General features: G+C 64.3%; 25 protein-coding genes and 2 pseudogenes. 17 read left to right on the top strand and 10 right to left on the bottom strand.

Features of this window, described 5'->3' with window-relative positions; all coding sequences use genetic code 11:
* Window positions 1-19: 19 nt before the first annotated feature.
* Together ACZYZ4_RS14305 and ACZYZ4_RS14300 are read right to left on the bottom strand one after the other, a co-directional pair.
* Window positions 20-652, bottom strand: a complete 633-nt coding sequence (locus ACZYZ4_RS14305; protein WP_463861913.1) for a hypothetical protein — start codon at window positions 650-652, stop codon at window positions 20-22.
* A 24-nt stretch (window positions 653-676) separates the two neighbouring features.
* Window positions 677-1,369, bottom strand: a complete 693-nt coding sequence (locus ACZYZ4_RS14300) for a hypothetical protein (protein WP_463861911.1) — start codon at window positions 1,367-1,369, stop codon at window positions 677-679.
* A gap of 58 nt (window positions 1,370-1,427) precedes the next feature.
* Between ACZYZ4_RS14300 and ACZYZ4_RS14295 the strand changes: the two genes are divergently transcribed.
* Window positions 1,428-2,084 carry a TetR/AcrR family transcriptional regulator gene (locus tag ACZYZ4_RS14295; RefSeq protein WP_463861910.1) on the top strand — a complete coding sequence of 219 codons (657 nt, stop codon included), beginning with the start codon at window positions 1,428-1,430 and terminating at the stop codon, window positions 2,082-2,084.
* Between the two features lie 123 nt (window positions 2,085-2,207).
* Window positions 2,208-3,155 (top strand): 2-hydroxyacid dehydrogenase, encoded by a 948-nt coding sequence (locus ACZYZ4_RS14290; RefSeq protein WP_463861909.1) that lies wholly within the window; start codon window positions 2,208-2,210, stop codon window positions 3,153-3,155.
* A 247-nt stretch (window positions 3,156-3,402) separates the two neighbouring features.
* On the opposite strand, the gene ACZYZ4_RS14285 is transcribed toward ACZYZ4_RS14290, so the two are convergent.
* From ACZYZ4_RS14285 to ACZYZ4_RS14275, 3 genes are read right to left on the bottom strand one after another with little or no spacing between them, the layout of a single operon-like run.
* Window positions 3,403-4,197 (bottom strand): alpha/beta fold hydrolase, encoded by a 795-nt coding sequence (locus tag ACZYZ4_RS14285; RefSeq protein ID WP_463861908.1) that lies wholly within the window; start codon window positions 4,195-4,197, stop codon window positions 3,403-3,405.
* 32 nt (window positions 4,198-4,229) lie between these two features.
* A complete protein-coding gene (locus ACZYZ4_RS14280; protein ID WP_463861907.1) occupies window positions 4,230-4,760 on the bottom strand; it encodes a hypothetical protein in 531 nt (176 codons plus the stop codon).
* Entirely contained in the window at window positions 4,757-6,016 is a 1,260-nt protein-coding gene (locus tag ACZYZ4_RS14275) for a serine/threonine-protein kinase (protein ID WP_463861906.1), read from the bottom strand. Before ACZYZ4_RS14275 ends, ACZYZ4_RS14280 begins: the two co-directional genes overlap by 4 nt.
* Window positions 6,017-6,295: 279 nt before the next feature.
* On the opposite strand from ACZYZ4_RS14275, the gene ACZYZ4_RS14270 reads away from it, so the two are divergent.
* Both ACZYZ4_RS14270 and ACZYZ4_RS14265 read left to right on the top strand, forming a co-directional pair.
* Entirely contained in the window at window positions 6,296-6,967 is a 672-nt protein-coding gene (locus ACZYZ4_RS14270) for a hypothetical protein (protein WP_463861905.1), read from the top strand.
* 182 nt (window positions 6,968-7,149) lie between these two features.
* Window positions 7,150-7,365, top strand: a complete 216-nt coding sequence (locus ACZYZ4_RS14265) for a MerR family transcriptional regulator (protein WP_463861903.1) — start codon at window positions 7,150-7,152, stop codon at window positions 7,363-7,365.
* Window positions 7,366-7,757: 392 nt separating this feature from the next.
* Here the strand turns inward: ACZYZ4_RS14265 and ACZYZ4_RS14260 are convergent, their stop codons facing one another.
* Window positions 7,758-8,276 carry a GNAT family N-acetyltransferase gene (locus tag ACZYZ4_RS14260; RefSeq protein ID WP_463861901.1) on the bottom strand — a complete coding sequence of 173 codons (519 nt, stop codon included), beginning with the start codon at window positions 8,274-8,276 and terminating at the stop codon, window positions 7,758-7,760.
* 48 nt (window positions 8,277-8,324) lie between these two features.
* A pseudogene (locus ACZYZ4_RS14255) lies at window positions 8,325-8,513 on the bottom strand (dihydrofolate reductase family protein); the annotation flags it as partial.
* Between the two features lie 23 nt (window positions 8,514-8,536).
* Between ACZYZ4_RS14255 and ACZYZ4_RS14250 the strand changes: the two are divergent.
* Window positions 8,537-8,770 carry a hypothetical protein gene (locus ACZYZ4_RS14250; protein ID WP_463862021.1) on the top strand — a complete coding sequence of 78 codons (234 nt, stop codon included), beginning with the start codon at window positions 8,537-8,539 and terminating at the stop codon, window positions 8,768-8,770.
* A 2-nt stretch (window positions 8,771-8,772) separates the two neighbouring features.
* Here ACZYZ4_RS14250 and ACZYZ4_RS14245 read toward each other — a convergent pair whose 3' ends face one another.
* On the bottom strand, window positions 8,773-9,072 hold the full coding sequence (locus ACZYZ4_RS14245; RefSeq protein WP_463861899.1) for an alpha/beta hydrolase family protein: 300 nt from the start codon (window positions 9,070-9,072) through the stop codon (window positions 8,773-8,775).
* A 319-nt stretch (window positions 9,073-9,391) separates the two neighbouring features.
* Between ACZYZ4_RS14245 and ACZYZ4_RS14240 the strand changes: the two genes are divergently transcribed.
* The 3 genes from ACZYZ4_RS14240 (at window position 9,392) to ACZYZ4_RS14230 (ending at window position 10,486) form a co-directional block, all read left to right on the top strand.
* Window positions 9,392-9,673: a hypothetical protein gene (locus ACZYZ4_RS14240; protein ID WP_463861897.1), complete on the top strand. Its 282-nt coding sequence runs from the start codon at window positions 9,392-9,394 to the stop codon at window positions 9,671-9,673.
* Between the two features lie 178 nt (window positions 9,674-9,851).
* Window positions 9,852-10,256 carry a VOC family protein gene (locus ACZYZ4_RS14235; protein WP_463861896.1) on the top strand — a complete coding sequence of 135 codons (405 nt, stop codon included), beginning with the start codon at window positions 9,852-9,854 and terminating at the stop codon, window positions 10,254-10,256.
* Window positions 10,257-10,333: 77 nt separating this feature from the next.
* Window positions 10,334-10,486 carry an LPXTG cell wall anchor domain-containing protein gene (locus ACZYZ4_RS14230; protein WP_463861894.1) on the top strand — a complete coding sequence of 51 codons (153 nt, stop codon included), beginning with the start codon at window positions 10,334-10,336 and terminating at the stop codon, window positions 10,484-10,486.
* A gap of 87 nt (window positions 10,487-10,573) precedes the next feature.
* On the opposite strand, the gene ACZYZ4_RS14225 is transcribed toward ACZYZ4_RS14230, so the two are convergent.
* The gene (locus tag ACZYZ4_RS14225; RefSeq protein ID WP_463861892.1) at window positions 10,574-11,080 is read right to left on the bottom strand and encodes an AAA family ATPase; all 507 of its coding nucleotides are present in this window, start codon (window positions 11,078-11,080) and stop codon (window positions 10,574-10,576) included.
* 324 nt (window positions 11,081-11,404) lie between these two features.
* Window positions 11,405-11,995 carry a dihydrofolate reductase family protein gene (locus ACZYZ4_RS14220; protein WP_463861890.1) on the bottom strand — a complete coding sequence of 197 codons (591 nt, stop codon included), beginning with the start codon at window positions 11,993-11,995 and terminating at the stop codon, window positions 11,405-11,407.
* A gap of 168 nt (window positions 11,996-12,163) precedes the next feature.
* Here ACZYZ4_RS14220 and ACZYZ4_RS14215 point away from each other — a divergent pair, with 168 nt between their 5' ends.
* From ACZYZ4_RS14215 to ACZYZ4_RS14175, 9 genes and pseudogenes are all read left to right on the top strand, one after another.
* The gene (locus ACZYZ4_RS14215; protein ID WP_463861889.1) at window positions 12,164-12,997 is read left to right on the top strand and encodes a hypothetical protein; all 834 of its coding nucleotides are present in this window, start codon (window positions 12,164-12,166) and stop codon (window positions 12,995-12,997) included.
* Between the two features lie 84 nt (window positions 12,998-13,081).
* Window positions 13,082-13,225: a hypothetical protein gene (locus ACZYZ4_RS14210; RefSeq protein ID WP_156380336.1), complete on the top strand. Its 144-nt coding sequence runs from the start codon at window positions 13,082-13,084 to the stop codon at window positions 13,223-13,225.
* A gap of 110 nt (window positions 13,226-13,335) precedes the next feature.
* Window positions 13,336-13,551, top strand: a complete 216-nt coding sequence (locus ACZYZ4_RS14205; RefSeq protein ID WP_463861887.1) for a hypothetical protein — start codon at window positions 13,336-13,338, stop codon at window positions 13,549-13,551.
* 20 nt (window positions 13,552-13,571) lie between these two features.
* Window positions 13,572-13,727, top strand: a complete 156-nt coding sequence (locus ACZYZ4_RS14200; protein ID WP_463861885.1) for a hypothetical protein — start codon at window positions 13,572-13,574, stop codon at window positions 13,725-13,727.
* 574 nt (window positions 13,728-14,301) lie between these two features.
* Window positions 14,302-14,865 (top strand): annotated as a pseudogene (locus ACZYZ4_RS14195) (recombinase family protein); the annotation flags it as partial.
* 625 nt (window positions 14,866-15,490) lie between these two features.
* Window positions 15,491-17,248 (top strand): glycerol-3-phosphate dehydrogenase/oxidase, encoded by a 1,758-nt coding sequence (locus ACZYZ4_RS14190; protein ID WP_463861883.1) that lies wholly within the window; start codon window positions 15,491-15,493, stop codon window positions 17,246-17,248.
* Window positions 17,249-17,424: 176 nt separating this feature from the next.
* Window positions 17,425-18,174 carry an MIP/aquaporin family protein gene (locus tag ACZYZ4_RS14185; RefSeq protein WP_463861881.1) on the top strand — a complete coding sequence of 250 codons (750 nt, stop codon included), beginning with the start codon at window positions 17,425-17,427 and terminating at the stop codon, window positions 18,172-18,174.
* A 48-nt stretch (window positions 18,175-18,222) separates the two neighbouring features.
* Window positions 18,223-19,740 (top strand): glycerol kinase GlpK, encoded by a 1,518-nt coding sequence (glpK, locus tag ACZYZ4_RS14180; RefSeq protein ID WP_463862011.1) that lies wholly within the window; start codon window positions 18,223-18,225, stop codon window positions 19,738-19,740.
* A 215-nt stretch (window positions 19,741-19,955) separates the two neighbouring features.
* The coding region (locus ACZYZ4_RS14175) for a fructose-bisphosphatase class II (RefSeq protein ID WP_463861879.1) at window positions 19,956-20,169 on the top strand (214 nt) is incomplete at its 3' end.

Here is a 20,169-nt window from a genome sequence, read left to right as displayed (position 1 = left end):
CAGCGCGGCATCGGGCGGACTACCGGGCCACGCCGGATTCGGGACGGACGGTCCGGCCTGAAGGGGCCTGGTCCGTGACTGTAACGATGGGCCGGTGCGGGATCGACGAGGCGAGGGCCAGCACAACAACGAACGACGTCGCCAATACGGCAACCCAAGCGCCGCGCGGTTCGGTGAGGGCGAGCGCAGGGCCCGCGATTCCGGGGCCGGTGAGCGCAAGTGCTGCGAGGAGTGCTCCGCTGGCGAGGCCGGAGACCAGCCTGCCCCAGAGCGGACCCCGACGCGAGAGGGCGTACCCCCCGCCGAGCGCCATCAGGGCGACGGCGATCGCCCCTCCGCCGAGACCTTGGGTCAGGAGGGCGGCAACCGCGCCGGGCATCAGCATCGGGCCGACGGCAAACGCGAGTGGGACAAGGGCGAGCCAGCGCCATCCGCGCCGGCCGCCGGTGCGCCGGAGTGCTTCCGCCCAGCCCAGCAGGCCGCCCGCAATGGCGCCCGGCAGGAGGATCGCGCCGAACGTCCCCCACCAGCCGAAGGTGGATGCCGGCCCCGCGAGCTCCACCATGTAAGCCCGGAAACCCGCGGCCCAGGCAATCCCGCAGATTGTGCCAACTGCTGTGAGCCCTCCACTTTGAGCGCGGTATGTACGCATGCGGTTCTTTCCTTACGAGGCGTATTACGGCGCCGGGTTGGGCAAGGAAGGGCGTTGGCTCCGGCCGCCCTGTCGTGGCTCCGGATTTTTCCGGGCCGTGCCCTCGGAATGCCTCATCAGTGCCCAGCCCAGGGCCGCGAAGAGGAGCATCCAGCCGGCTATCGCGAACCTGGCGCCAACGAAGGACAGTGCCAGGGCCGGGAGCATGGGAACAAAGACCCACACGCCCAATGTGAGCGGAATCCAGCGCCGCCAGCCCTGCCAGACTTTGGCCTTCAGAACGGAGATGCCCTCCAGCACCAGGGCGGCACCGAGCAGAAGGCTGAAGACGCCATATGCTGCGCCAAGCAAACCTACGAGTGGCGAGTCTGTGGTGTCGTGGGCGGCCGCAATGGCCGCGAGTTCCGTCACTGCGAACCCGAGCATGCAGGCGACGGCAACGGGATGTCCGATGCGTGCAAGAGTGCTTTGACCCAGAGCTCCGGTCCACCCCAGGGCAAGCAGGCCGAGCAGGAGGCCCATATGCTGCAGGGCGAACCACACCTGAATGGCGGTGAAGGCCGTGACGTTAAGGGGGTAGCTCCATTGATTTTCAGGTACCGCGGGCTGAACGAAGGCTAAAAGGACACCCGAGGCTGCACCCAGAACGCCAGCCCAAAAGCAGAGCATGCCAGCGGCCCGGATGGTGGGGAAGGAGTGCTGGGTCTGCGTTTTCATGACACATTCCTTGTCTATGAATTTCACTGAAGTAACGCTCTAGTGAGATACTCCAAATATGGACCCGGAGACACGACCCGTCAAGAGCATCCGCAGGAAGAAGGCGGACGCCACAAGGCGCAAGATCATTCAGGCGGCGCACCAGGAATTTATTGCCCGCGGGTTCCATGGGGCCACCATGGCGGGCATCGCTGCCCGTGCGGGAGTGGCCTCGCAGACCGTGTACTTCGTGTTCCATACAAAGCCCGAACTGATCAGTGCCGTCATTGACGCCGCGGTCCTCGGTGAAGAGGATCCCCGCCCGCCGCAGGCCCAGCCGTGGTGGGCGGAAATGGTGGGTGAGCCCGGCGCGGTGGAGGCTCTGCGGATCTTTATCCGTGGCGCCGGCGGCGTTTTTGCCCGCGCCGCAGCCATTGCCGAAGTGCTCCGCGCTGCCGCCCTCACCGACGACGAAGTGCGCCGGACCCACCAGTATCATGAGGCCCTCCGCAGGGACGGGTTCGGCCAGGTCCTGGCGATACTGGCGGCTAAGGGGCCGCTCCGGGACGACCGGTCATTCGACGAGCTGACCGACGCGTTCATGACCGTTTATGGCGACAGCACCTACAACCTGCTCGCCGCGGAGCGCGGTTGGAGCCACGACCAGATCATGGCATGGCTCTGCGATGTCCTTCCCGGGATGCTCCTGGCCAGCCCGGCTCCGGTTGGAAATTGATTCGACGGCCGTGCTGTTTCACGGTGGTCAAGACCGACCGCTAGCCCGGGCACCAGTACGTGATGCGTTCCTGTCACCGGCAGGGCTGGTTAACTGTCAGGTGAGCCGAGAGAAGGAGCACCCATGTCCGCTTTGCCCGCATCGCCGAAACTACGGGTCAGTCTGCCCCGCCAGAACCTGATGGCGGCACTTGAGCCGTCTGCCGACGTCGAACTCTTCCTGTGGGACCTGACCGGCCCGGCACCGGCGGAGCAGTTCGACATTGTGGTTCCGCCCTACATGGGCGGGGCGGGGGCGCTGACGGTGCTGGACTCCGTCGACGTGGGGCTGGTGCAGAGCCAGTCGATCGGGTACGACGGCGTTGCGGCAGTCCTGCCCGCGGGGTGCCGTTTTGCGAACGCCGCCGGCGTGCATGAGACGTCGACGGCGGAACTTGCGTTAGGCATGATCATCGCCAGCCAGCGGGGGATCCCTGACTTTGTGCGCAATGCCGCGACGGGAACCTGGGACAACTCCCAGCGCCCCAGCCTTGCCGACCGGCGCGTGCTCCTGGTGGGTTACGGGGGAGTGGGGACGGCGATTGAGGCCAGGCTGCTGCCGTTCGAGACCGAGGTGACGCGGCTGGGCAGCCGCGGCCGCGAGGATGAGAGCGGCAGGATTTACGGGATTGACTCCCTGTACGAGCAGCTGCCCTTGCACGACATTGCGGTGGTCAGCGTTCCCCTGAGCGAGCAGACCCGGCACCTGGTTGACGACCGGTTCCTGGCGGCGATGCCGGACGGGGCACTGCTGGTGAACGTGGCGCGTGGGCCGGTGGCTGACACCGAGGCTCTGCTGCGCGAGACGTCGTCCGGCAGGCTCCGGGCCGCCCTGGATGTCACGGACCCGGAACCGCTGCCGCGCGACCACCCCCTGTGGACCGTGCCCGGCGTCCTGATCACCCCGCACGTGGGCGGGGCGAGCACGGCCATGCTGCCGCGGATGGCGCGGCTGATCCGGAAGCAGATCGGGTTGCTGCAGGCCGGGCAGGAGCCGGTGAACGTGGTGCTGGGCGGGGCACTCAGGAGGTAGCCGACGCAGGGGAATTCCGGAGGTCAGCCGTGTCTTGGACTTTTTCTCCAACGAATTGCGCCTACGAATTCCTTACTGATTTTGCAATCCAGGGGAATCGCACAAGTTTCGTGGTGCCGGACCTTCATCTTCAGCCACCTAAGGATCCAATGCGCAACCGCGATTTCTGCCTGTCCGGTCCGCGCTGGTCCGCCAGGTTCGGGCTAAATGACGCCGTCGCTGGACCGGGCTTGACCAACGCCGAGCCTCAGTCGAGGAAACCGAGGAACGCCGTCGCATCTTCTGCCACCTGGTCCGGGCACTCCCACAGCACCAGGTGCGCCACATCGGGGTAGACCTTCAGAACTGAGCCGGGGATCCTGGCGGCCAAGGATTCCTGGTCGCGGTGTGGCAGCAGACCATCCTGGCCGCCCCACAGGATCAGCGTGGGGGCGTGGATGGTGCTTGATTCCGTGGGCGGTATGGCCTCGCATAGGCCATTCAGGATGCCTTTCCAGGCACGGGCGGGCATCCTGAGACCGTCACGCACGCGGTCCTCGATGTACCGGGCCGGGACCTCGTGCAGCAGGGGAAACCAGGTCAGGGAATTCTGTACCCAGTCCTCGTCGAGGGGGTCGGTCAGGGCGTCCACCTCGTCTGCGAAGGGGACCCGTCCGTGGAGGCTGAGGGGAGCACCCACCAGTACCAGCCCCGCGACCTTTTGTGGATGGGCAATGGCGAGCTGCTGGGCGACGTAGCCACCACTCGAGGAGCCTACGACGAACGCCCTCGGCACGTTGAGGGCGTCCAGGATCGCTGCGCCGTCCTCAGCCTGGTCCGCGAGGGAATACCCGCCCTCCGGTTTGTCTGCCTCGCCCTGACCGCGGAGGTCAGGCGCGTAGACCCTGAAGCCGGTCAGTAGGGGTATCACGCGGTCAAAGCTGTTGCGGGATTCGCCCCACGCGTGCAGCAGCAGCACTGGTTTCGCGTCTGCGTCGCCGTGGACGAGGCACGGCACCGTGATGCCCGTGCGGAGCCTAAGATACCGGACTTCGGAGTCCATAGATTCAGGCTACGCCGGGTGCCCTTCCCGGGTCAGCCGTTCTTGTTTTTGCCTCTGCCCTCGGTGCCTTTTCCCTGTTCCGGTGCAGGGGCTGGTGCCGGTACAGGTGCCGGCACGACGGGCGCAGTGTCTTCCTGGGCGGCCTGCGCGGCGGCTTCCGCGTCGGCCTTGGTCTTCTCCGCTTCTGCCGCGGCAGCCACTGCTTCTTCAGCTGCTTTCGCTGCCGCTGCGGCGGCTTCTACGGCGGCATTGAGGTCGGTCCTGACGGCGGTGATGCTGGTCATGATGCTCCGGCGCCGTTCCTCGGAAACCTGGCCGTTGCCGGCTGCAGTCGCCACGTCCGCTTCCAGGCTGTCCAAGGTCCTGAGCGCGGCCGTGTGATCGTTGGCGGCCGCTGCCTGGCTCACGCCGAGCACGAGTTCCTGGAGCTCGTGGGCGGTGTCGCGCTGCATGCCGGTATCGGCCAGGCCGCAACCAGCGAGCGAGGCGGCCAGCGCCAGGGCGGCGGCAAGGCCGGCTCCCCGTGCTCCGGTGCGTTGGTTCTTGGACTGAAACGGGGTCATGGTTCCACACTCCTCTGAAGTTCCACGAGGTGGTCACCGAGCGTGCCGGTGACCGCAGGATAAGGCACGACGCCGGATGTGGACTCTGGGGCCTGGCCCGCTGTGAGTGCCGCGGCCCCGCCTGCCAGCGCAAGAAGGATCAGGGTGGCTACCACCGGGAGCCGCACCTTCTGTCCCGCACGGGATGACCTCCGTCGGCGCGTTCCCGGGGGGCGGCTGGGCTGATCTTCTCCGGGCGCCAGCCTTGACTGGCCGGCGTTGGCGGAATACCCGCCGTTGGGGCCTTCGTTGGTTGGCCTGGCCTGCAGATTAGGGGAGGGCGATTCTGCTGTGACCGACGGTGTCCTGAACGGCATGGCCGGCAGCACACGCGTGGTTTCCGGTGTAAGTTCGCCGGGAGTGGATGTCGGCGAGACAAGGGCCTGCCGCAGCGCCGTCTCGATGTCCGCAGCTGTCGGGCGTTCCAGCGGCTCGATTGCCGTCATCGAGCGGATCAGGTCGGCCCACTCGGCAGGGAGATCCGCTGGAATTTTGGGCGCGCGGTGCAGCCTGGCCACGGCAGATTCAACCGCGCTGCCGGGGTACTCCATTGTCTGCTTGATGCATTCGAGCAGGACCAGGCCCAGCGAATAGATGTCTGTGGCAGGGGCGAGCGGGGAGCCCATGGCCTGTTCGGGGCTGAGGTACGCCGCGGTGCCCACCATTGCTCCCGTAACGGTAAGGCGTGTTGCGTCGGCGATTCGTGCTATGCCGAAGTCTGCGACCTTGGCCCGCAGTGGCTCCCCGGGTCGGGTCTGCACCAAGAGGATGTTGCCCGGCTTGATATCGCGGTGGAGGATGCCGAGTCCGTGGACGTAGGCCAGTGCGTCAGCGATGCCGGCTCCTATGACGGCGAGCTCGGCCAAGGGGACTTCACTGTGCCTGATCCGGCTGCGCAGATCCCGTCCCTCGACCAGTTCCATCGTCAGGAACGGCCGGGGCTCATCCGGGATACGTGCGTCGATACCGACATCGAACAATGTCACGAGGCTGGGATGGTTCAGCGTCGCCAGCAGCGTGACTTCAGCTGCCTGGCGTTTCAACTCGTCTGCATCGGGGGCCTGGGGTGCGAAGAGCTTCAAAGCCACGTCCCGACCCAGATTCTCATCCCTTGCACGGTAGACGGACGACATGCCGCCGCGGCCGATCACCTCACCCAGCCGGTAACGTCCGCCAACCACGTCAATTCTGATGGAGCTCGGCGATTCCGCCAACATACCCGTTCCTTCCGGTGCGCTGCGGCAATGTATACCTAAAATCATAAGGCCACTTACTACATTGGCCGCTCGGGTGAGGCCAGCCATCACCGGACGGCCGTCGGAATCCGGAACCGGCGATGTGGTGCACCCTCCAGGAACCGGCGATGTGGTGCACCCTCCAGGAACCGGCGAGTGGCGCCCACATCGCCCCATGACTCACGGGCATATACTGAGTTTCCAGAACCGCGACTCCGGTGGGAGGGAGCCCGGCGTGGCACCTGCTGCAGGAGGCTCCTCATGTCTATCCAGACCCAGCATTCGCTTCGCGCAGGCGTCGTGGCGATCGCGCCAGTGATCCTGCTCGCCGCTCTCAGTTACCACCCGTACCTGCCCGGCCTACCGCCGAACATCGATGCGTTGGTCGCGGAGGTCACCGCCGACCCGACGCGCTGGGGGGTTGTGCACTTGGCGTCGGGAGTCGCCTCAGCAGGCCTGGCCGTGGCATTCCTCGCGGTCAGGAGTCACCTGCATGGTCTAGGCGAAGACCGCTGGAGCGCCGCCGCGCTGCCCTTCGTCATCATCGGCAGCACGCTGTACGCGATGCTGCCAGCAATGGAATTCGCACCGCTCGCCGCGAGTGAAGCGGGCGGAGACGTCGGGGCGGCTCAAGATGCCCTGCTCCCATGGTTCATCCCGCTGCTGATCGCCGCGGCGGTCATATTTGCTGTCGGGATGGTCGGCTTTGCCATCAGTGTCTGGCGTAGCGGACTGCTGAGCCCTTGGCTTACCTGGGTCGTCGTCGTGGCGCTGCTCGTCATGGCCCTGTCGCGCGTTGTCCCGCTGTCCGCCGTCCAGTTCTACGTCCACGGTGTCGCCGCTCTCGTGGCCATGCTGCCCGTGGCGTACAGCATGTGGAAGCATCCAACAACATCCGTCCCTGACACCCAGCGTGCCGTGAAGTCGACCTGACGGGCACTGACGGGCGCTGGCCTTGGCCCTCGCGCGGACGTTTCTTGAACGCCTCGGTCAGATAGAGCGCGCTGTGTAGCTGGGTCGCGCCATGGGTCTACGACGAAGTCAGGCTGTTGCCGGGCATGGCCCGCACCGATGGTGGCTTCCGTGTTTATTCGTAGGATGACTTCGACCGTCTCATGGTGATCAACCCGATGAAGCCTTTGGGGTTCTCGCTGGAGGAAATGGCCGAAATCCTCGGCATCCTCTCCGCAGGTCAGGGCCATGAGGTTCCAAAGGAAGGCCGGGCGAGGCTCTCGGATTTCTTGGAGGAGGCCGTCCAACGGCGGGCCAAAATGGCCCGGAACCAGGCCCAAGCGGACGAGTTCATCCAACAGCTCAACGCACAGCCGTGACGGGCCTCCACTGTCGCTGCACCCGCCGCCATGGCGGCGGCGGTTCGTCGTCGCTGCGCAGGCCGCAGATGGCGGGGCCCTCGCAGAGCTCCGAGTCGCTGTGGGGCACGCAGCTGTACGTGTTGTACGTAGTCGCGGCTGAGCATGGGACCGGTGCCGGAGCCGCCTCCTGGATGCCGTCGTCGGACCTGACGATTCGGCAGCGCTCTGGGTGGTCGATCCGAATCTCCGGGCGCAGGCGTTCTAACGCAAGCACGGGTTCGTGGCGGACGGGACCGTGAGTGTGGAGGACGGTGTGCGCGAGATCCGCATGGTGCGGATCTCCTCCGGGCGTGGCCCGCACTCGGACTCTCCCTCGTAATCCCGCACGTGTGCAGGCTGCGTTCAATCTTTCAGACGGTATTGATCCAGTAGCGTCGCTTGCCGTTGCGCGTATCCTCGCAGACGCCGCCGTTCTTCTCGATGGTCGCCCGGGAGCCCGCGTTATGCTCGTCGCAGGTGAGAAGAACCCGGGCGATTCCCAGTTTCCGGGCCATCGGCAGGGCGTCGGCCAAAGCGGCAGCGGCGTGGCCGCGACGCCTGGCAGAAGGCCTCACGCTGTAGCCGATGTGCCCGCCCTCCTGGAGGAGGAAATCGTTCAGCTCGTGCCTGATGGCCAGCGAGCCAAGGAACGTGTCACCCTCCACTATCCATAAGTACGTGCAGGGCACGTGCCCCGGCTTGCGCGGGCTCTCCGGCAGGGCATCGTTGACGAGGGCATCGACAACGTGGCGGAACGTCTGGGCATCTTTGAGTTCTTCCAACGACCAGTCCTCCGGGCCCCCGCCGTCCCGGTGGGCGCCGTCAAATTCCGCGGATCCTTCCAGCCAGGAGGCGTGATAGCTGACGTCCGGAGCGATAAGAACAGGCATCACACGAGTGTAATCGACGGGTCCGCCGTTTCCTGGTGGCCCCGAGCGTTAGCGGATCACCCGGTAGCGGACGTGGGTGACGAGGCTGGTGCCGCTCACTTCCGTCGGCTCAAGCTTGAGGTTCGTGACGCCGTCGAGCAGCCGTTCGCCCGCGCCCAGGATCATGGGCGCGGTGTGGAGCCGGAGCTCGTCGATCAGCCCCGCCGACAAGTATTGCTGGGCTCCGACGGCGACACTCCGTCGGCTCAGTGGCGGGGCGTGTGACGCTGACGTTCGAACCGCTGCCGGGACCCGACAGCGGCGTGACCACGGTGAAGAACGCGATGTTCGGCTTTGCGCCGGAGTTCCGGATCGGAAGGGCGCCGGCACACTCTGACCTTTTGGCATGGACTTCGACGGCATCCCGGGTCCGCTGGGACTCTTTACCGTCACTGGCCGTGATCGCGCTGAGCGTGGCCCTCACGCCGCCGGCGATGGACGGGATGGTGATGTAGCGTCAGCTCCGTTGAACCTGGGAGGGCGTTTCCGCGGGTGTCTGTTCCGCCCGGTGCAGGAAATCGCGCAGCACCTGCAGGTAGAGCTCAGGTTCCTCGAGATGGGGCACATGGCTGCTCTCCTCGAAGATGACCAGCTCCGATCCCGGCACCAGGCTGTGGTACCAGGCCGTGTCCTCCGGCCGCATCTCGTCGTAGCGGCCGCACAGGAACAGTGTGGGAACCGTTAGTTCACCCAGGCGACCGGTAATGTCATAGTCCTTGTGGATGCCCGTGATCTGAAACTCGCTCGGCCCCTGCATCGCTCGTAGATCGCCTGGTTTAGCTGGCTAAAAGTCCGCACCACAAGATCCGGCCACGGATCCAGCCGGCAGACGTGCCGACGATAGAACTCCATCGCGGCTTCCTGGAATTCGTCGGAGTCCATCGTGCCTGCCGCCTCGTGCCGGTCCAGCACCGCGCGGACATCCGCGGTCCGACCCCAGTCCCGGATTGTTCCCCCTACCTGCTGGAATATGACCAATCCGCGTGCATCAGTGGCTACGAATTCCCGTCAGAAGCGATGTCTCCCGCCTGGGAGAGGCGCTGTCATGAATGATTCCGGCAGGCGAAGGGTTTCCGATGACCGACTCGAAGTACACACGTTTCCTTGCTGACTGCATCACCGTCGAGCCAGAGGAGGCTTCCGGGCTCACCGAGGACGAAATGTACGGTGTCTACGTCAGCTGGTGCTTCCTAAACCGGCTCAATCCTGGTACGCCGCGTGTGTTCTGGGCCGCGATGGCGCAGAGAGGGCATGATCGGCGCCAGCTCGACGCAGGCCGCTACTTCAGGCCGGGGCTGGGCATGACCGGCCCGGCCGCCGTGGATTACATCCTGTCGAGCCAGCCGAGCCTGGTTTGATTGTCCCGTCGAGGAGCCGCGGCGTGGTTTGAGCCTATCGTCCTGATCGAGCCTGTCTCAGCCCGTGGTTGTGGTCGGAACTGACGTTGGGTCAGAAGCTTCACCCAAGGTTCGTCTAGGCAAGCCGCTATTGAGCGTTCGTTGCATACAGTACGTCCGGCGGGGGTACTGTGAGGCCATGGAGATGCGCCTTGAAGTTGTGCAAGTACCGGTGGCCGATGTCGACAGGTCGAAGTCGTTCTATACGGAGAAGCTGGGCTTTGTCCTTGACCACGATGTGGAGCACATCCCTGGAATGCGAGTCGTGCAGCTGACGCCGCCAGGTTCTGCTGCCTCGATAGTCATAGGTACGGGAATGACGAGCATGACGCCTGGCAGCCTCGAGGGGCTGCAGCTTGTCGTACCCGACATTTTGGCGGTCCGTGCCGAGCTCGCCCGCCGGGGCGCCGATGTCAGCGAAATACAGGACATGGGCGGAGTGCAGTTCTCATACTTTGCTGACCCGGATGGCAACCGCTGGGTCATTCAGGGCGCAACACCATCGGACGTCCGGGATGCACACCTGAACGAGTCCGCGTCATAGACGCATCTGTTCTTCTGGAGGGGACTGCGTTTGATGAGGGAAAGCATGGCCGGGTCCGGCGGGCGTAGGATGCCGCTATGGGACTAATAATTGCGCTTCTGGTCATCTGGCTTGTTCTTTCGATCATTGGCTTTGCCGTGAAGGGCCTTATTTGGCTGGCAATCATCGGCCTCGTCCTGTTTGTCGCTACGGGCGTGTGGGGCTGGGTCAAGCGGAAGGCCAACGCCTGACCAGGGGACTAAGCGTGGGGTGTCGAAAACCGCTGACCACGGATGCAGGATGCACCACTGGTTCGCAGCCCCAATAGACCACCTGCCTCATGCGGCACCTAAGCGATACCTGGCGGGTTGAAGGATCCCCAAGCGTCCCCTGGGTCTTGTCGAGTTCGGAGCCAAACGTTCAATTTCGTGCGCCAGTTCAGATACTGATCGGCGGGCATCGAGTTCGAGGGTTGCCCCCATGCGAAGCAGGGGTTCGACGTGGACGACATAGCGCCGAACCTCTGCCTGGTCTTCCGAGGACTTGCCATAGGGGTTGTTGTCGCGAGCTGAAAGGCGCTCGATCAGAACGTCTACGGGTGCGCTGAGAAGAACAATGTGCTCGAACCGATCGTAGAAGGCACCTTGGTTTTCCACCGTGGCTGAGACCACGATTGCCGCCTGCTCTGCGAGGGCTGCCGACATTCGAGGCTCATCCCAGGTACCGCTAGGAAGGGTCCAGCCGTCGTAATCCGTATCGATTGTTGTATGCCCGCGGCGCGCAAGCTCAACGAGCAATGTCGATTTACCTACACCGGACATCCCCGTCAGAAGGATATGAGGCATAGCAGCCATCATAAGGGGCACCTTCAATTATCGAAGCGGCCCGTTCTGCCTAAGTCCGGCCAAAACACCGTCCCGTAAGACCCGTACGGTGAAGTATCCGGTGAGGGGCGGCACACCCTACGGGCCTACTTTTCTCGCCGTGGAATCGTGGTCCATGGCGGGGCTGCGACCGCTCCGCGAGAGAGTCAACCCGCATCGAGCCAGAACTCGGATTACGACGAGGAGCGCCGAATCCGTCGATTTCGGGGAGCTATTCGTTCGAAAGCTACTCCGCAAGCTACCGGTATTCACGGGTGTATCTGATGCGGATTGAGCATCAGCTTTTCAGCGGATCACCCGGTAGCGGACGTGGGTGACGAGGCTGGTGCCGCTCACTTCCGTCGGCTCAAGCTTGAGGTTCGTGACGCCGTCGAGCAGCCGTTCGCCCGCGCCCAGGATCATGGGCGCGGTGTGGAGCCGGAGCTCGTCGATCAGCCCCGCCGACAAGTATTGCTGGGCGGTCTGCGCTCCGCCGGCGATGGCCACGTCCTTGCTGGCGGCGGCCTTCCGGGCCTGGGCCAGCGCCGATTCGATCCCATCTGAAACGAAGTTGAACGTGGTGCCGCCCTGCATTTCCAGGGGATCGCGTGGGTGATGGGTGAGTACGAACACGGGTGCGTGATAGGGCGGCTCCTCACCCCACCATCCCCGCCAGTCCTCATCCCACGCCCCGGGCCCCGCGAACATGTTCCGTCCCATGATGTAGGCGCCGGCGGCGAGGATGCCTTCGATCGCGGCCGCATTGGACTCGGGTTCTTCGAACATCCACCGGTGCAGGAGCTCTCCGCCCTCGCCCAAGGGGTCCGCCTGGCTTTGGTTCGGGCCGGCGAGGAATCCGTCAAGGGAGATGGTCAGGTCGCACGTGACTCGGCTCATGCGCCCATCATGCCACCCGGGTCCGGCCCCTAGGTAGGGGTCGGATGCTCGATGGTGACGGTGCCGGCGTCGCCATCCATGCGGGCGTCCCTACTGCCCGCTGTGGGGCACCTTCGGTGAATCCACATACTGGCACTGCCGCAGACCGGAGGCCATAGACTCGGGGGCATGTCAGCTCATTGGGGGATGCAGACTCGGCGCGGAAGAGTCCTGCTGGTTGTGGCCGCTCTCGTCATTCCGCTTGCGGGCTGTGAGTACAGTGGCCTGGATGAGCGGCCGGCTCAACCATCCTCGCTGGCAGCAACACCCCAGCCCCGGTCCTTCGAGGAAAACGCCGATGAAGTGGTGCGTCTGCTCGGGGCACCGGCATCGGATTCCGGCATGCCGTCCGAAGCGGAGCCCGCCGGGAAGCTTTCCCTTGTTCTGGCGCCGGGGGACTATATGGTCATGGGTGCATGTGCCGGGGTTTACGGGGCCAAGCTCACCATTGTGAAGGCTGACGGCATACCGGAGGCATCGCGCTTTGAGTGCGACGCCCCGCTGGACCGGTTCATGAGGCACCCCGGCGGGCCCGTCACCATCAGCGCGGTCCCGCCGACGGGTAGGCCGGCCGCAACGGGCGTCAAGGTGGAGACGAACGCAGACCCGCGCGCCTCAGAGATGGCGGATTTCGGAGAGTGGTCATCGAAGCAGCTGCGACCGCATTTGCCCGGCGAGTTGAGTGGTGCCAACAGAGCGAACACACCAACCACCGGGACGCTGATGGCCGAACCCGGCCAGTACGAACTCCACTTCGTCTGCGAAGGACCAACGGGGGCCGAGCTGTCGGTGTCCACCGCGGCAGGTACTGAAGTTCTCGCCCCCGTGCAGGTCCCGTGCGACGGGCAGGTGTTCAGGGCGCCGGTGCTGCTGCCCACTGAGGGAGCAGACGTGAGAATGAGCCCGGCCGGTGGCCGGGACGCCAGATATGCATACAAGCTCATGCCGACCGGCCAGCCCTGATTTTCGTCCCGAAGGGGAATGCTCACAGCGGGGATGCCCCGTGTCTTTGGATTCACTCCGCCGTGGCGCACATAAGCTCGATACATGGGCAAAAACCAGCACAGCGAGTTGGAAGGGCAGACCTCCATCAATGAGCTGCTCGACAAGCCCATCGGCGACACCCACATCCAGCTGGTGCTGCCCATCCATGTCCAGCTCCGTCCAGGCGAATTCCGCCGCGTGTCCTGACGCGGTGAAAGACCGCAAAATCACGACGGCGGCGCTTGGGCCGGGTGCCGACGGTCGCCTGATGGCGCCGCCAGGCCGTCACCGAATCCGACCAAACCGACAGGACAACCATGGGCTACGAGCGCAACCTGACCTTCAACCTCAGATTGCGTGGGTTGTCGGAACCTGAGATCGCCGACGTACTTGATGAGGTGCGGGCGCATGAGGCCACCGCCGGGACTGCCGCGGAAGCCGAATTTGGCAGAGGCGAAGAGTACGCAAAGCAGTTTCCCAAGAAGAAGCGGCGGACGCGGGGAGCATCATCACGGCCGTCGGCCTGGCAATAGCGCTCGCCTATGTCCTCCTCGTGGTCCTCCTGACGGTTCTCGTCAGAATCGACATCCGCGAGTTCGTCGGCCCGGTGACGCTCCTGCCGGCCACCGGGGTGATCCTGGCCAGTGTCCTTGCCGGGTTCCTGACCGATTACTTTCAGCCTGCGCGTAGCTCCCGCGCGGCGCGCTAAGTTCTCAAAGAAGATCCTCCGCGGTGGAGGCGTGTTTCGTAGCTCCGGACGACAAGACGACGTGGTGGCCCTTCAGGACCAGATCGCGCGCTCCGGCCACTACGCCCAATCCACGATTTGCGGTTCTCGACCGGGCCGGCCACAACGCACATCTTGACCAGCCGGGGCTCAACGGTGTCTTCCTCAGCGAGTGGCTTGTCCGCAAGGAGGATGGGATGCGAGGCGACCACTCTCGCCTCAATGCTTCGTTGCCTTCCACCTGATTATTGCCAGTCTTTTACCGGCGGACCTTCCTGATTTTCAGACTGCGTCGTCTCGCCGGAGTTTCAGTGTTCTGGTCCGCGATCCGACGGAAGCGGCGCCCGCGCATGCCGGTACGGTGGTGAACCTGGTCAGTGGGAAGCGCTGCTGAACGTACCCGCGTCGATCCACTCCTACGGCGCCGGGACCGGAGGATAACGACTACCGTCACGCCCAGCCAGGCGAACGCTGCTCCGATGACGAGGAAAACCGCCGGGATCGTGTCCATGATTAAGTCTAGATCGAAATCCATAAGGGCACTTACTAATGTCTCTACGCACGCGGTTCGACGCGGCAGCAGTCCACTGACCGGCCGGAGGCGGACCTCCTGGCGGCCGGCGTACGACGTGACGACCTCTACGTGGATCATGGAGTGTCCGGAGCAGAGCGTCGCGGCCCCAGTTCAATCGGGCGCTAGAGGCACTCGTTGACGGTGACACGCTTGTGATTTCGACGCTGGATCGGCTTGGGCGATCTACCCAGAACATGCTTGTTTTCGGAGACGAGTTGCGTGGCCGGGGCGCTGGTCTTCGCGTTTTGAGCCTTGGCGGAGGAGACATGGACACGACAACACCTATGGGCTCGATGTTATTCACGATCATGGCCACTCTCGCGCAAATGGAACATGAGATTAAACGCGAACGCGTCACAGACTCCATCAGCAAAACGCAGAGAGGCCGGCAAGGACTTAGGCGGCAGACCTCTGCGGATTACCGACAGTCAGATTCGCAGCGTCGGACGTCTGGTCGAAGGCGGCGAACCCGCTGCCCAGGTGGCCCGGGATCTCGGGATGTCCCGAGCAACGTTCTACAGACAATCACGAGCACTCACCGACTAATCGCGCTTTCCCAACCCGCAGGAAGGGCGCCATCAAGCGAGCACAGAACACCGCCACGAAAGAGCTAACATCCACAGTGGCTGCCCGCACACCCCCTGAAGTGTCTTGCGAACGAACGATTTCGCGACATCCTCCGGCATCAGTTGGTCGCAGCGTGACCGGGCTCTGTCGCTGAAGGGTCCTGCGAAAATTCGCACCGCAAGAACCGGTGTCGTTTTTGGGGCGGATCGGTGGTGACAACGGGGGCGCACGATGCCAGGTCCGGAAGGTGCCGGGCGACGACGGCGATGCGGTGATACGGGGTGTCCGGCGCCGGGACAACGTGCATGTTCGTCCGGAACTCAATCCGGATTAGTCCAGCCCGTCAAGAGGGGAGGTTGGCAGGTGCCTGGGCGATGGCTTCAGCTCCGCAGGCAATACATCCGTGCCGCGCGGAAAAATCCCCCGGTTTCCGGGGGCCAGCGGCCGTGCCGCGACACCCCACCGCGGCCCCGCGGAGGGGAAACGGCCAGCATCCTCGGTTGTGCACGTTTGTGCAGAAGGCTTGAACATATTCCCGCCTTGTTCCAAGAATGAACGGGAAGACGCCCCAGGGCGCGAAGAAAAAGCTGCAAGGGAGCAACGTTTGAGCAAGCATGAATCCACCGGTGACCACAGTCCGGCCTCTTCCCGCACGACGGTTGAGAGTCTGCGTGAACGCCCCTGGGCGAAGGTGCTGATCATCGGCGGGGGCATCAACGGGGTCGGCACTTTCCGGGACCTGGCGCTGCAAGGCGTGGATGTGGCCCTGGTGGAACGGGGGGACTACTGCCAGGGTGCGAGCGGCGCCTCGTCCCATATGATCCACGGCGGGATCCGCTACCTTGAAAACGGCGAATTCCGCCTCGTCAAGGAATCGGTCACCGAACGCAACCGGCTCCTCAGGCTTGCCCCGCACTATGTCAAGCCGCTGAAAACCACGATTCCAATCTTCAGCACCTTTTCCGGCGTGCTGGCCGCCCCGCTGAGGTTCCTGACGCACAAACAGCACGGCGCACCTAAGGAGCGGGGGGCCTTCCTGATCAAGATCGGGCTGAGCCTGTATGACTCGTTCTCCCGGGCCGGCGGCTCCGTCCCGCGGCACGAGTTCAAGGGGCGAGCCAAGGCCTTGGCGGAACTTCCTCATCTCAATCCGGGCGTGAAATATACGGCCACGTACTTTGACGCGTCCGTGCACAACCCTGAACGGCTCACACTGGATGTCCTCCAGGACGGACAGAAGGCCGCCGGCTGCGGCAATGGCACGGCCCGCGCCGCCAATTACGTCAGCGTCACCGGCATCGGCGACGAAGGGGTCCGGCTCCGTGACGAACTCACGGGTGAGACGTTCTCCTTCGCGGCCGACGTGATTGTGAACACGACCGGGGCCTGGGTCGACCTGACCAATGAGGCGCTGGGCTCGCCTTCCCTGTTTATGGGAGGGACCAAGGGATCCCATATCGTGCTGGATCACCCCGCACTGTCCGATGCCTGCCAGGGCAGCGAAATCTTCTTTGAACACACGGACGGCAGAATCGTCCTGATTTACCCCATGGGGGACCGTGTCCTGGTCGGCACCACGGACATCCGCGCCGACATGGACGAGGACGCCGTCTGCACCGACGAGGAGATCACATACTTCTTCGACCTGATCAAACACGTCTTTCCTGATATCACGATCACCCGGGAGAGCATCGTGTACAGCTTCGCCGGGGTGCGCCCGCTCCCGCGTGATGAAGCCGAGCACCCCGGGTTCGTCTCCCGCGATTACCGCATTGAACGCCGCGACCGTGAAATCGCCGGCACCAACGTTCCGGTCCTGAGTCTTGTCGGGGGCAAATGGACAACCTTCCGGGCCCTGTCCGAGCATGTGACCAACGATGTCCTGGCGATCCTTGGTCACAAACGGAGCATCTCCACCGCCAAGCTTCCCATCGGCGGCGGAGCGGACTTCCCGCCCACCGAGACTGATGTGCAGGCCTGGATCACAGGGCACGTGTCCGATGATTTGGACTCCGTCCGTGTCGAAGGACTGCTGACCCGCTACGGCACCCGTGCAACCGACGTCATCACATACCTCACCGCCGGCGAGGACCGCGTCCTGAGCTCGACCCGCGAGCTGAGCCTGCGCGAAATCGAGTTCATGGTCCGGCACGAGCAGATCGGACACCTGATCGATGTCCTCATCCGGCGCACGTCCCTGGCCTTCCGGGGCCTGGTCACCGCCGAACTCCTCACCGAGCTGGCCCAGGCCCTCGCGGGACCGCTCGGCTGGGATACGGCCAGGGTCACGCAGGAAATCACGCACGCACAAGACGTGCTGCAGCGTTTCCACGGGGTCCCGGTAGAAAGCCAGATTTCCTGACTCACAGCAAGGCCACGCATTAAAGGCCGGACCGCTGCTTTGGCGCGGATTCGGACCAGTACGATCCGGACCAGTACAGGGGACCGGGTGGGCGGAACGAGGCCTGGCGCACCCGCCCCTGACCGCCGGTCATCACCCGAGACCGGCCACAAACAGAACAATATGAGGAGTCAATAATGTCTCTTGGAATTATCTTCCTGTCCGAAGTATTCGGCACAGCGATGCTGACGCTGCTCGGCTGCGGTGTCGTCGCCAACGTTGCCCTGAAAGGAACGAAGGGAAACAACGGCGGGTTTCTGATGGTCACCTGGGGCTGGGGCATCGCCGTCTTCGCCGGTGTGTTCATCGCAGCCAAATCAGGCGCCCACCTCAACCCGGCCGTCACGTTGGGCCTGATCCTCAACGGCAAGAAGGAATTCGTCCCCGGCATCCCGGTTGATTTCCTGTCGACCATCACCTATTTCGGCGGCGAACTGACCGGCGCCTTCCTGGGCGCCGTGGTCTGCTGGCTGGCGCACAAGCAGCACTTCGACGCGGAGCCCCTGGCAGTCAGCAAACTGGCGGTGTTCTCCACCGGCCCGGCCATCCGCTCCACCGGCTGGAATCTCGTTACCGAAATCATTGGCACCTTCGTCCTGGTCTTCGTCATCCTGACCTTCGGTGGCACGCCCTCCGGACTCGGACCGCTGGCGGTGGCCCTGCTGGTGGTCGGCATCGGTGTTTCCCTCGGCGGCCCCACCGGCTACGCCATCAACCCGGCCCGTGACCTCGGACCACGCATCGCACACGCATTGCTCCCGATCAAGGGCAAGGGCAAGAGCGACTGGTCCTACTCGTGGATTCCCGTCGTCGGTCCCCTGGCCGGCGGAGGACTGGCCGGCATCGCTGCCGCCGCCGCGCCCATTGTATTCACCGCCGCACCGTAACCGTCGCGCCACCCGAACACCGTCATTCACTAAGACAAGGAAGTCATGATGAAGCAGTATGTAATCGCAATCGATCAGGGCACGACCAGCAGCCGTGCCATCGTTTTTGACCACAACGGCAATATCGTCTCCAGCGGCCAGAAAGAACACGAACAAATCTTTCCCCAGGCCGGCTGGGTCGAACACGACCCCGTCGAAATCTGGGACAACATCCGCGAGGTCATCGGCTCAGCCCTGTCCAAGGCAAACCTGACCAGCCACGACATCGCCGCCGTGGGCATCACCAACCAGCGCGAGACCGCCGTCGTCTGGGACAAGACGACGGGGCGTCCGGTGTATAACGCCATCGTGTGGCAGGATACCCGCACCCAGGACATCGTGGACGAGCTGGCAAGGTACGGCGGTGTGGACCGTTTCAAGAAGCAGGTCGGGCTGCCGCTGGCCACGTACTTCTCCGGCACCAAGATCAAATGGATCCTGGACAACGTCCAGGGTGCGCGGGCCAAGGCCGAAGCAGGGGACCTGCTCTTCGGCACCACCGACTCCTGGGTGACCTGGAACCTGACCGGCGGCAGCACCGATGGCGGCATTCACATCACCGACGTCACCAACGCGTCCCGGACCCTGTTCATGGACCTGGAAACACTGCAATGGGACAACAGCATCCTTGAGGAGTTTGATGTACCCAGGTCCATGATGCCCGAAATCAGGTCCTCTTCCGAGGTCTACGGCACCGTCCACCACTCGCAGCTGCTGCGCGGAGTTCCTGTGGCCGGAATCCTTGGGGACCAGCAGGCTGCCACCTTCGGCCAGGCCGCGTTCGGCAAGGGCGAGGCCAAAAATACCTATGGCACCGGGTGCTTCCTGATCTTCAACACGGGCGAGGAGATCGTTCATTCGAGCAACGGCCTGTTGACCACGCTCGGCTACAAGCTGGGCAATGCGAAGCCGCATTACGCGCTGGAAGGTTCCATTGCCGTCACCGGATCGCTGATCCAGTGGCTGCGGGACAATCTGGGCCTGATCGATTCCGCCCCAGAGGTTGAGGCCCTGGCCGCGTCAGTGCCGGACAACGGCGGCGCCTACTTCGTACCGGCGTTCTCCGGCCTCTTCGCACCCTACTGGCGTCCGGATGCCAGGGGCGCCTTGGTCGGACTGACCCGTTTTGTCACCAGGGCCCACATTGCCCGGGCGGCACTGGAAGCGACCGCGTTCCAGACCCGCGAGGTGCTGGCGGCCGTCAACGCGGACAGCGGCGTGTCGCTAACCGAGCTGAAGGTCGACGGCGGCATGGTCGCCAACGAGGCCCTCATGCAGTTCCAAGCCGACATCCTCGGAGTCGCCGTGGTACGGCCCAGGATCGTTGAAACCACGGCGCTCGGCGCCGCCTACGCAGCTGGCCTGGCCATCGGCTTCTGGAAAGACCTTGGAGAGCTCACCGCCAACTGGGGCGAGGACAAGCGCTGGACACCGAAAATGGACGACGCCGAGCGTTTCCGCCAGCTCCGGCTCTGGAAAAAGGCCGTCACCAAGTCCATGGACTGGGTAGACGAGGATGTGAAATAGGGCCCATCGCCCCCGCCAGACAGCGGCGGCGGCCGGGAGCCTATCCCGTGCAGGTGGCGGCTGCGGGCCGCCACCTGCGCGCCCCGAGCCGGCCCGATGGCCGGGCGCTCCAGTGTTGCCAAGGCTTCCGGCAACGGCCCCGCCACCACCGGAACACAGATCCGCCGCACGCTGACCGCCACGCATCCCCACTACCGTTCAAGAATGAGGTCGCTATGTCTGACGCTTCCAGATCAACCCGCTATTCAACTCTGTCCCCGGCGCTGGCCGTGGGGGACGACGAACCCGACCGGAACCTGGCGCTGGAACTCGTTCGCGTGACCGAAGCGGCCGCCATTGCCGGTGGCCACTGGGTAGGATTCGGCGACAAAAACAAGGCCGACGGCGCTGCCGTGGACGCCATGCGTTCCCTGCTGTCCACCGTCCATT

The organism is Pseudarthrobacter adonitolis (assembly GCF_055412845.1).
The sequence above is the reverse complement of the archived record's forward strand: the minus strand, read 5'-3'. Positions and strand labels throughout refer to the sequence as shown.